Annotated in this window: 11 protein-coding genes; 3 read left to right on the top strand and 8 right to left on the bottom strand. The window is 59.1% G+C overall.

What is annotated here, in order from left to right; genetic code table 11:
- Positions 1-157: 157 nt before the first annotated feature.
- The 6 genes from pheT to infC all read right to left on the bottom strand — a co-directional run bounded on the left by pheT (position 158) and on the right by infC (position 6,071).
- The gene (gene pheT, locus J2T09_RS16540) at positions 158-2,599 is read right to left on the bottom strand and encodes a phenylalanine--tRNA ligase subunit beta (RefSeq protein WP_306836598.1); all 2,442 of its coding nucleotides are present in this window, start codon (positions 2,597-2,599) and stop codon (positions 158-160) included.
- 29 nt (positions 2,600-2,628) lie between these two features.
- Positions 2,629-3,711: a phenylalanine--tRNA ligase subunit alpha gene (gene pheS / locus J2T09_RS16535; protein ID WP_306836596.1), complete on the bottom strand. Its 1,083-nt coding sequence runs from the start codon at positions 3,709-3,711 to the stop codon at positions 2,629-2,631.
- Positions 3,712-3,734: 23 nt separating this feature from the next.
- The gene (locus J2T09_RS16530; RefSeq protein ID WP_306836595.1) at positions 3,735-4,559 is read right to left on the bottom strand and encodes a serine/threonine protein phosphatase; all 825 of its coding nucleotides are present in this window, start codon (positions 4,557-4,559) and stop codon (positions 3,735-3,737) included.
- Positions 4,560-4,675: 116 nt separating this feature from the next.
- Complete coding sequence (gene rplT / locus J2T09_RS16525; RefSeq protein ID WP_112729594.1) at positions 4,676-5,080, bottom strand: 50S ribosomal protein L20; 405 nt, start codon at positions 5,078-5,080, stop codon at positions 4,676-4,678.
- Positions 5,081-5,121: 41 nt separating this feature from the next.
- Positions 5,122-5,325, bottom strand: coding sequence for a 50S ribosomal protein L35 (rpmI, locus tag J2T09_RS16520; RefSeq protein WP_112729593.1), 204 nt, complete (start codon positions 5,323-5,325; stop codon positions 5,122-5,124).
- Between the two features lie 209 nt (positions 5,326-5,534).
- Entirely contained in the window at positions 5,535-6,071 is a 537-nt protein-coding gene (gene infC / locus J2T09_RS16515; protein ID WP_306836628.1) for a translation initiation factor IF-3, read from the bottom strand.
- Between the two features lie 209 nt (positions 6,072-6,280).
- Here infC and J2T09_RS16510 point away from each other — a divergent pair, with 209 nt between their 5' ends.
- A complete protein-coding gene (locus J2T09_RS16510) occupies positions 6,281-7,093 on the top strand; it encodes an alpha/beta hydrolase (RefSeq protein WP_306836590.1) in 813 nt (270 codons plus the stop codon).
- A gap of 120 nt (positions 7,094-7,213) precedes the next feature.
- The gene (locus tag J2T09_RS16505; RefSeq protein WP_306836588.1) at positions 7,214-7,828 is read left to right on the top strand and encodes a transglutaminase-like cysteine peptidase; all 615 of its coding nucleotides are present in this window, start codon (positions 7,214-7,216) and stop codon (positions 7,826-7,828) included.
- 63 nt (positions 7,829-7,891) lie between these two features.
- Here the strand turns inward: J2T09_RS16505 and J2T09_RS16500 are convergent, their stop codons facing one another.
- Positions 7,892-8,428 (bottom strand): dihydrofolate reductase family protein, encoded by a 537-nt coding sequence (locus J2T09_RS16500; protein WP_306836586.1) that lies wholly within the window; start codon positions 8,426-8,428, stop codon positions 7,892-7,894.
- A gap of 102 nt (positions 8,429-8,530) precedes the next feature.
- On the bottom strand, positions 8,531-9,514 hold the full coding sequence (gene mbfA, locus J2T09_RS16495) for an iron exporter MbfA (protein ID WP_306836584.1): 984 nt from the start codon (positions 9,512-9,514) through the stop codon (positions 8,531-8,533).
- A 243-nt stretch (positions 9,515-9,757) separates the two neighbouring features.
- Between mbfA and J2T09_RS16490 the strand changes: the two genes are divergently transcribed.
- The gene (locus J2T09_RS16490; protein WP_306836626.1) at positions 9,758-10,864 is read left to right on the top strand and encodes a TRAP transporter substrate-binding protein; all 1,107 of its coding nucleotides are present in this window, start codon (positions 9,758-9,760) and stop codon (positions 10,862-10,864) included.
- The last annotated feature ends 30 nt before the right edge of the window (positions 10,865-10,894 follow it).

The raw sequence follows: 10,894 nt of genomic DNA, 5'->3' as shown, positions 1-10,894 counted from the left end.
CAGAAGGATCTTCATTGCCTCATTCGAACGCGGCCGGCAAACCCGGTGGTTCGCATAAAACAAAACCCCGCCAAAAAATGACGGGGTTTGTCAGCAGTCTGAGCCCGCCGTTTCATCAACGGCGGGCTTTCTTCATTTGGTCAGCAGGTAAGCGCGATCAGGCGCGCAGAACGCCGCCGGTGACCTTCTCGACATTGGCGACGATCTTTTTCGTCAGAGCGTCGAAATCCTCGTCGGTCAGCGTCTTGTCGACCGGCTGGATCAGCACTTCGATCGCAACCGACTTCTTGTCCTCACCCAGCGATGCGCCGGCAAAAACGTCAAACACATTGACGCCGGTGATCAGCTTGCGGTCGGCACTCTGTGCCGCCTTGATGATGGCACCGGCCTCGACCTCGGAACCGACGACAAAGGCAAAATCGCGCTTGACCACCTGGAAGGGCGAAAGCTCGAGGCCCGGCTTTGTACGGGTTGCCTTTTTCTTCGGCTCGGCCATGGCATCGAGATAGATTTCGAAACCGCAGAGCGCACCGGAAATATCCAGCGCATCCAGCGTCTTCGGATGAAATTCGCCAAACGTGCCGAGGATGATTTTTGGACCCATCTTGATCGTGCCGGAACGGCCCGGATGGTACCATGCGGGACCGCCCTGCTCGATCTGCACATTGCCCATCGGCAGGCCGCAGGCTTCGATCACGGCAAGCGCGTCGGCCTTGGCGTCATAAACGTCCACCGGCTTGCCGCCGCCCTTGGCGGCATTCGACCACATGCGGCCGGCGCCATTGATGGAGGCGGTGCCACGACGGATGCCGCCGGCAACACGACGCTGGCCTTCCGGCGTATCGGTCTCGTAGGTGCCCGACACTTCGAAGATCGCCACATCGCCAAAACCCTTGTCGGCGTTGCGCTGGGCAGCCATCAGCAGGCCCGGAAGAAGCGACGGACGCATGTCGGACATGTCGGCCGCGATAGGGTTGGCCAGCTTCAGCGACGGCGAACCACCACCAAAAAGCTTTGCCTGGTCTTCCGGGATGAAGGACCATGTGACAGCTTCCAGCATGCCGCGCGACGCGAGCGCACGCTTGGCGGTGCGAGTGCGAACCTGCAGCGTCGTCAGGATACGGCCGTTGATGGCGGAGAGCTTTTCCAGCGGCTCCGGCTTGATCTGGTCGACGCCATGGATGCGCATGACCTCTTCGACGAGATCGGCCTTGCCATCGACGTCGGGACGCCAAGACGGCACCTTCACGGATACCGAACCCACATCGCCAACGCCTTCGACGGAAAAACCGAGGCGGGTCAGGATGTCGCGGCTTTCATCGGTGGAGATATCAAGGCCGGTCAGGCGCTTGACTTCTGAATAGGGGAAATCGACCGTCTTGGCCTCATACCCCTTGTAACCGACGATCTTTTCCTTGGCGGCCACGCCACCGCAAAGCTCCAGTACCAGCTGGGTGGTGCGGTCGAGACCGGGAACCATATATTCCGGGTCTACGCCACGCTCAAAGCGGTAACGCGCATCGGTGATGATGCCGAGCGCACGGCCGGACTTGGCGATGTTGATCGGATCCCAAAGTGCCGATTCGATCAGCACGTCGGTGGTGTTTTCATCGCAACCGGAATGTTCGCCGCCCATGATGCCGCCGATCGATTCGACGCCGTTGTCATCGGCGATGACAACATTGTTCGGGCCGAGCTTGTATTCGCGGGTATCGAGCGCCAGCACCGTCTCGCCTTCAGTGGCGCGACGCACGACAAGATCGCCCTTGACCTTGGCAGCGTCGAACACGTGCATCGGCCGGCCCTGATCGAAGGTCATGTAATTGGTGATATCGACCAGCGCATTGATCGGGCGAAGACCGATGGCCTTGAGGCGCGTCTGCATCCAGGCCGGGCTCGGGCCGTTCTTCACGCCGCGCACGAGACGCAGACCGAAACCGGGGCAAAGCTTTTCGTCATCTAGGTCGATGGTGAGGCCGACCGAAGTTTCGCCTTCGAGCTTCAACGCAGGAGCGGCCGGGACCTTCAGCGTGCCGAGGCCGGAGGCGGCCAGATCGCGGGCGATGCCGTAGATCGACGTGCAGTCCGGACGGTTCGGCGTCAGGTTGATTTCGATCATCGGATCGTCGATGCCGGCATAGGCCGCAAACGATGTGCCGATCGGCGCATCGGCCGGAAGGTCGATGATGCCGTTATGGTCTTCCGACATGTTTAGCTCTTTTTCCGAGCACATCATGCCGTGGCTTTCGACACCGCGGATCTTTCCGACAGACAGTGTGACATCGATACCCGGCACATAATCGCCCGGACGCGCCAAGGCGCCGACCAGACCGGCGCGGGCATTCGGGGCACCGCAGACGATCTGCAGCGGCTTGCCGCCGTTGACATCCGGGCCGGCATCGACCGACAGAACTTTGAGGCGATCGGCCTCTGGGTGTTTTTCTGCCGACAGAACCTTTGCGATGACGAAAGGCTTGTAGGCGGCCTTGTCATCGACATCCTCGACTTCGAGACCGATCGCCGACAGGCGCTCGCAGATCTGATCGAGAGTGGCGTCGGTCTCAAGATGATCCTTGAGCCAGGAAAGCGTGAACTTCATGTTTTTGATCCTTCGCTTACGCGCTCAAATTACTGGCTGAGACCGCCGAACAGGGTCGGCATGTCGAGCGGGCGAAAACCGTAATGGTTCATCCAGCGCACGTCGGCGTTGAAGAAATCGCGCAGGTCCGGCATGCCGTATTTCAGCATGGCGATGCGGTCGAGGCCCATGCCCCAGGCAAAACCCTGGTATTCGTCTGGATCGAGACCGCCGGAACGCAGCACGTTCGGATGCACCATGCCGCAGCCGAGAATTTCCATCCAGTCGGTGCCCTCGCCGAACTTCACGATCGGGCCCGAGCGGTCGCACTGGATGTCCACTTCGAAGGACGGTTCGGTGAACGGGAAGAAGGACGGGCGGAAACGCATGACGACGCTGTCGACCTCGAAGAAGGTCTTGCAGAATTCTTCCAGAACCCAACGCAGGTTGCCGACATGCGCCTTCTTGTCGATGACCAGACCTTCGACCTGGTGGAACATCGGCGAATGCGTGGCGTCACTGTCCTGACGATAGGTCTTGCCCGGGATGACGATACGGATCGGCGGCTCCTGCGCTTCCATCGTGCGCACCTGAACGGGCGACGTATGGGTGCGCAGAACCTTGCGCTCACCCTTTTCATCCGGCTGGAAGAAGAAGGTGTCGTGCATTTCGCGGGCCGGGTGGCCTTCCGGGAAATTCAGGGCCGTGAAGTTGTAATAGTCGGTTTCGACATCCGGGCCTTCGGCGATGGAAAAACCCATGTCGGCGAAGATGGCGGTGATTTCGTCGGTGATCTGGCTGATCGGATGGATACGGCCACGCTCTGCAGGAGACGAACGCACCGGCAGTGATACGTCCAGCGTTTCGGCTTTCAGACGATCATTGATCGCCGCATCCTTCAGAACCGTCTTGCGCGCGGTGATCGCGTCGGTGATTTCGGTCTTCAGCGCGTTGATGGCCGCACCCCGGTTCTGGCGCTCTTCCGGCGTCATCGAACCCAGCGTTTTCAGGAGCTCGGAAACCGAGCCCTTCTTGCCAAGCGCCGAAACGCGGACAGCTTCGATGGCCGCCTCATTACCGGCACCGGCGATCTCGGCGAGGAGAGCGCTCTTCAGTGTATCGAGTTCCGTCATGATGTCCTGCTCTGTCGGCCACGTCAGCCGTGAAAAACTGTTGTCAGATAGGCGGTGGCCAGAATGAATTGTCGCAAATCTCTACCCATGTGAATTCGGCCAATCAACCGGGCAAGCCATAAAAAGCGCCCCAAGTACCGCGTCATGGCGCGCAGTTCGGCAATCGCGGCTTGCGGTGCGGATGCCACCCATGCCGCATAGGCTCGATCCTGGGTCTGACGGCGATCAATGGCACGGTCGCTCAACTGCAGGAACAGCAGCCACAGATCGCGCGCCTGTGCTGTGGCAAGCGGCATCACCGCCTCCGGCTCTTCCTCGAAATCGATGTAGCCGAGACGCCCGTCCTTCACGAACATGTCGCGCGGAAAAGGCCTGCCGTGACAGAGGCCGGCGCCGTGAAGACGACCAAGTTCGGCGCTGCAGAATACCAAAAGATCGTCATGCGCCGCCGGATCGATTTTACGCAACTGGCCGAGACTGCGCTCCACGGTCGGAGCGACATCGCTGAGCACGATGGCGTTGGCGGATGTATAGATGATGTCAGCGGTTGGAATGTTCTGCTCGGAAAAACGCCCCATGCGGCGCAGGTCGCGCTGCACCATGCCCTCGCCGGTTTCCGCCGGTGACGGGCGCATGAAGGAGAGGCGCAATGCACTTGCAAGCGCCGTCTGTACGGCGACGATGGCGCGCCGACCCTTGTCGCCATGGCGTTTGATCCACACGGTGCCGCAAGAGAGTGAAACCGCCTGCACACGCTCGCGATCCGACAGCAGCGCCGCCAACAGCGGAGCGATATCGTCGGCAGGCAATTTGGGCCCGCTTCTCATGTCGATAACCTCATCAGCCACCTCAGCGCTCCTCAACACTTCAGGGGTTCCGATCCGGGCGCAAGCCTCATGCGGAAAAGAAAAAACCCGCGCAGCAACGCCGCGCGGGTCTTTTTGGTTCAGAAAAAGTCCAGCGCTTACTTAACGGCGCTTTCGAATTCGTTCTTGGTGCCGGCGTCCTTCAGGTAGGACAGAGCCTTCTTGGAGGCTTCAACCAGCGCACCGAATGCTTCCGGCTCATGGATGGCCATGTCGGACAGAACCTTGCGGTCGACTTCGATGCCAGCCTTGTTGAGGCCATCGATGAAGCGGCCGTAGGTCAGGCCGGATTCGCGGACGGCAGCGTTGATACGCTGGATCCACAGAGCGCGGAAATTACGCTTCTTGACCTTGCGGTCGCGGGTAGCGAACTGACGCGAACGATCAACAGCAGCCTTTGCGGCGCGGATCGTATTCTTGCGGCGGCCGTAGAAGCCCTTGGCTGCCTTGAGGGTCTTGGTGTGCTTGGCGCGGGAAGTTACGCCACGTTTTACGCGTGCCATGTCATGATCTCCTTAAAACTGTTCCAGGTCGTCGATTAGTCTTAGAGACCGTTCGGCAGGTAGTTCTTGATAACCTTCTTGCCGTCAGCTTCAGCAAGAACCATCGTACCGCGTGCATCGCGGATGAACTTGTTGGAACGCTTGATCATGCCGTGGCGCTTGCCGGCGGCAGCTGCGAGGACCTTGCCGGTCGCCGTAACCTTGAACCGCTTCTTGGCAGCGGATTTCGTCTTCATCTTGGGCATTTTGCTACTCCAGTTTTGTATCAAACCAGCAGACGAGGCTGGTTCAAGCATTAGCAACGGCCACGGCATGCCCTGCCGGACCGTTCGGACGGCGCTTATAATCATAGTCCGATCGAAAGCGCAATGGGGGAAACTGCCGAAAAGCCCGCATTCGCGGGCATATGGCCCGCAAAATGCGCCATCATCGGCAAAAGGGCAGTGGCGGCGCCTTAACGGGGCGCCAGCACCATCATCATCTGGCGACCTTCGAGCTTGGGCTCGGCTTCCACCTTGGCGATCTCCACCGTATCTTCCTTGACCTGAAGCAGCAGCTTCATGCCCAGTTCCTGGTGCGCCATTTCGCGGCCACGGAAACGCAGCGTCACGCGAACCTTGTCGCCATCCTCGAAGAAACGCAGGATTGCCTTCATCTTCACCTCATAGTCATGGGTGTCGATGTTCGGGCGCATCTTGATTTCTTTGATCTCGACGATCTTCTGCTTCTTGCGCGCTTCGGCCGCCTTCTTCTGGTTGGCGTATTTCAGCTTGCCGAGATCGAGGATCTTGCACACCGGCGGATCGTTGTTCGGCGAGATCTCTACGAGGTCGAGCCCAGCTTCCTCGGCCATCTTGAGGGCCTGGTCGGTGGGTATGTTACCGAGATTCTGGCCTTCGGCATCGATAAGCTGGACCCTGGGAACGCGGATTTCCCGGTTGGAGCGCGGGCCCTCTTTGACAGGGGCATCGGCTTTGAAAGGTCTGCGAATGGTCGTGTTCTCCTGAATTTTTTCAAGTTTGCGGTGGCGAGCATTAGCACCACATTTGCAATTGCGGGCCAATGTCGTCATCGACGCGGCGAAGTCAATAGCATATCGCGCCGGAAAGATCACCTGCCGTTGGCATGTCACCTATATGTTTTATGGCGGCGCGGCTATAAGCGCTGCACAATAGATAGGTATGAATGAAGGAGCAGGCAATGGAAGCGATGGCAAAGGACGAGGCGCACCGCCTGACGGTTGGAGAGGGCAGGCAAGCGCGCGAGATCGCCTACATGCACCGGCCAGCCGCGCGCGCGGACGCTCCCACCCTTGTCTGGCTCGGCGGCTATCGCTCCGATATGAGCGGCACCAAGGCACTGGAAATGGATGCGCAGGCAGCCGAACAGGGGGCTGCGGCGCTGAGGCTCGACTATTCCGGCCACGGCCAATCCGGCGGCGACTTCAATGACGGCACGATTTCCCGCTGGCTGGAAGAATCGATAGCGGTCGTCGATCACGTTGCGCCGAACCGGGTCATTCTCGTCGGCTCCTCGATGGGCGGATGGATCGCGCTGCGCATGGTGCAGGAACTGGTGAAACGCGGCAAAGGACCCAGGGTCGAGGGACTGACGCTGATCGCCCCTGCCCCGGACTTCACCCATGACCTGATCGAACCTGCGCTGAGCGACAAGGAACGCCAGTCTCTGGCCGAGCGCGGCTATTTCGAGGAAATGTCCGAATACAGCCCGGAGCCGAATATCTTTACCCGCGCACTGATGGAGGACGGCCGCGATAACCGCGTGCTGACCGGCATTATCGAAACCGGCTGCCCGGTTCATATCCTGCAGGGCATGAAGGATGCCGACGTGCCTTACAACCATGCACTCAAGCTGGTCGAATTCCTGCCGGCCGACGACGTCGTGCTGACCCTGATCCGCGATGGCGACCACCGCCTGTCACGCCCGCAGGACCTGAAGAAACTGCGCACCGTGCTGGCCACCCTCATAAATGAGGGTTCAAAAATAAGCTGATACTGAAATGCACCGATCTTAACCATAAGTGCCGATAGTTACATGTTTACGGATTGGTAATAATTGACTCTGTGCCCGCCTCGCTCTTAACCTTTCGTTAAGAATTTGAAGGACGGGCATATGACGTTTGCAGTGAAGGTACGGTTCCTGGCCGTGATCCTCGGGGTCACCCTCGCGTCGGCAACTTCCGCCATTCCGGCACCGAAAACTCTGGCCAGCATGGTCACGGGTTCGGTCACATCCCAGCCGATCGGCCATTACGAATTCTGCCAGCGGTATGCGGACGAGTGCAACATCAAGAGCCGTCCCGCTCCGGCACCGAAAGTGACGGAATACGGCTGGACTGCCATTCACGACATCAACTCCTCCGTCAACAACCGCATCATGGCCCGCACCGACATGCAGGTTTATGGCCGCGAGGAATATTGGGAATACCCGGTCGATGCCGGCGATTGCGAAGACTACGCGCTGCAGAAGCGCAAGGAACTTTCCGAACGCGGCTTTGCCCTCTCCGACCTGCTGATAACCGTCGTGCGCAAGCCGGACGGCGAAGGCCACGCAGTTCTCACCGTGCGCACCTCCAAGGGCGACTTCATTCTCGACAACCTCACCTCGCAGGTAAAGCTGTGGTCGGACACCGACTACACGTTCCTCAAGCGCCAGGCATCGTTCGATACCGGCCGCTGGGTGACGATCGAGGATGGCCGCGACGTGGTGGTTGGCGCTCTGCGGTAACCAGCATTCAAGAGCATATGAAAAGGCCGGCTTTCGTCGGCCTTTTTCTTTTGTGAATTGGCTTCAGGCCGGCTGTTCGAAGCGGTAATGCAGGCGCACACAACCTTGATCGATCGCCTGCGCGCTGATCAGTTTTGGGCTGGCGCGATAACCGGTTGCGGGAAATAGCGGACGGCCTGCGCCGAGCATTTCCGGAATGACGTAGATCTCGATCTCGTCGAGCGCGCCTTTTTCCATGAATGCCATCTGCAACTGTCCGCCACCCAGCATCCACACATCGCCGTCGTCCAGAGCGCGCAGTTCCTTGATCAAGGCATCGACATCGGTGCGAATTTCCAAAGCACCTTTCGGCTCTTCTATCGGACGGGAGGTGACGACCAGAACCCGCTGCTCGCCATAGGCCCACGGCGAGGACTCATTGGCGATGAAATCATAGGTGCCGCGCCCCATCACCACCGTGCGAATCCGCTTGATGAAGGTCCGGTAATCATGCTCACCGAGATCCATGGTGTCATACTTGAACAACCAGCCCAGATTGTCGTCCTCGGTGGCGATAAAACCATCCAGGCTTGTTGCGATATAGCCGAGAATTTTTGCCATCCATTCCTCCTCCCTATACGGATCCACCCCGCTCACGGCGGAATCACGACCCGTATTCAAGAGGCATTGTCGGGGCAGCGCAATTCTCAGTTTCTATAACGCTCACCCATTACCGATCAGAATACCGGCAGCAAGCACCAGCGAACCACCCAGCACGACCTGAAACACGGCGCGCAGGAAAGGCGTTTCCATGTAACGGTTCTGGATGAAGGCGATGGCCCAGAGTTCGATGAAAACGACGATGGCGGCAATGGCGGTGGCCGTCCAGAAATCCGGAATGAGGTAGGGCAGCGCATGGCCCAAACCGCCGACAGCTGTCATGATGCCGGAAGCCAGACCACGCTTGATCGGCGAACCGCGCCCGGAAATCTTGCCGTCATCATGCGCTGCCTCGGTAAACCCCATGGAAATGCCGGCGCCGACCGAGGCCGAAAGGCCGATCAGGAAGGTGGACCAGGTATCACCCGTGGCGAAGGCGGCGGCGAAGATCGGCGCCAAGGTGGATACAGAACCATCCATCAGGCCGGCAAGACCCGGCTGAACATAGGTCAACACGAACTGCCGGTGGGCGTTTTCATCCTCGGTCGATTTCACATCCGCCGGCGCATGCTTTTCCTCCAGCATGGCGGCGATATCGCTGTGGCCCTGCTCGGCTAGGGCGAGATCACCCAACAATTGCCGGGTGGAGGCATCGGTAACGCGTTTGGTGGCTTCGGTGTAGAAACGAAAAGCCTGCGCCTCCATGGCCTCGGCCTGCGCCCTGATCTTTTCCAGCGGCAAATTTTTCACGAGCCAGTCCGGCTTGCGTTCGTAAAAGCCGCTGACATGTTCGCGCCGGATCAGTGGAATGCGCTCGCCAAAACGTTGGCGGAACTGTGAAATCAGCATGTCGCGGTGGCTCTGCTCGACCTCCGCCATGTCTTCGAATACTTTTGCCGATGCTGGCGCATGTTCCTTGAGACCATCGGCATAAGCGAGGTAGATGCGCGCATCTTCCTCTTCCGAGGCGATGGCAAGCGCGAGGATTTCCTCCTCGCTCAGGGAATTGAAACTGCGCTTGCGCGAGAAGGACATCAGGTCGAACATCGAGACACCATATTTAGAATTATTCTAATTCTAAACTGATGAAATCAAAAAGCAACCATCTTCCGGTAACCAGTGAAACGAAACGGAAAAAGCGGCTTTGGCGCAACTTTCGAAAACAAAACTTCAGCCTTTGCGAAAGTTCTCAAAAGGCAAACTTGCATGCGGCGCAACAAACCCTTAATGCGCGAATTAGCATCTGGAGGATATGCGAAAACCATGACCAACTCGACCGAAAACCAGACCCTGAATCGCCGTGGTTTTTTCCGCAAGGCTGGTGCCGCCGGCGCCGGCGCGGCCGCCGCGGTAACGCTTGCTGCGCCCGCGATCGCGCAGGAAAGCCCGCAGGTCACGTGGCGCCTGACCTCATCCTTCCCGAAAAGCCTCGACATCATCTACAGCGCGGCGACCGAGATCGCGACCAGCGTCAACGAGGCGTCTGACGGCAAGTTCAAGATTGAGAGTTATGCGGCCGGTGAAATCGTGCCCGCCCTGCAGGCTGCCGATGCGGTGGCCGCCGGCACGGTCGAAATGGCGCATACCTGCTCCTATTATTACGTCGGCAAGGACCCGACCTTTGCGCTCGGCACGGCCATCCCGTTCGGCCTCAATGCGCGGCTGACCAATTCCTGGTTCGCGGTCGGCGGCGGCAATGATCTTCTGAATGAATTCCTGTCCGGCCACGGCCTTTACGCGCTGCCGGCCGGCAATACCGGTGCCCAGATGGGCGGCTGGTTCCGCAAGGAAATCAAGACGATCGACGACCTCAAGGGTCTGAAGATGCGTATTGCCGGCCTGACCGGCCAGGTGATGAGCAAGCTCGGCGTCACGCCTCAGCAGATCGCCGGCGGCGATGTTTATGCAGCGCTGGAAAAGGGCACGATCGACGCCACCGAATTCGTTGGCCCCTATGACGACCAGAAGCTCGGCTTCGTGAAGGTCGCCAAATTTTATTATTACCCGGCATGGTGGGAAGGCGGCCCGACGGTTCACGCCTTCTTCAACCTTGCCAAGTTCAACGGCCTGCCAAAGGCCTATCAACGCATGCTCAAAGATGCCTGCGCCAATGCCAACATGAACATGCTGGCGAAATACGACGCACACAATGCCAAGGCCCTGAAGCAGCTCGTCGCCGAAGGTGCGGTGCTGAAACCGTTCAGCCAGGATATTCTTGATGCCAGCTACAAGGCGGCGCAGGATACCTATGCGGAAATCTCCGCCAAGAACCCGGCCTTCAAGAAGATCTTTGACAGCCAGCAGGCCTTCAAGCGCGACGGTTACCTCTGGGCGCAGATCGCCGAATACAGCTATGACACGTTCATGATGATCCAGCAGCGCAACGGCAAGCTTTGAACTCTCTTCGCTGAACACGACAAAGGCCCG

Source organism: Neorhizobium huautlense, assembly GCF_030811685.1.
GTDB classification, from domain to species: domain Bacteria; phylum Pseudomonadota; class Alphaproteobacteria; order Rhizobiales; family Rhizobiaceae; genus Neorhizobium; species Neorhizobium huautlense_A.
Note: the sequence above shows the minus strand (reverse complement) of the source record. Positions and strands in the feature narration are given on the sequence as shown.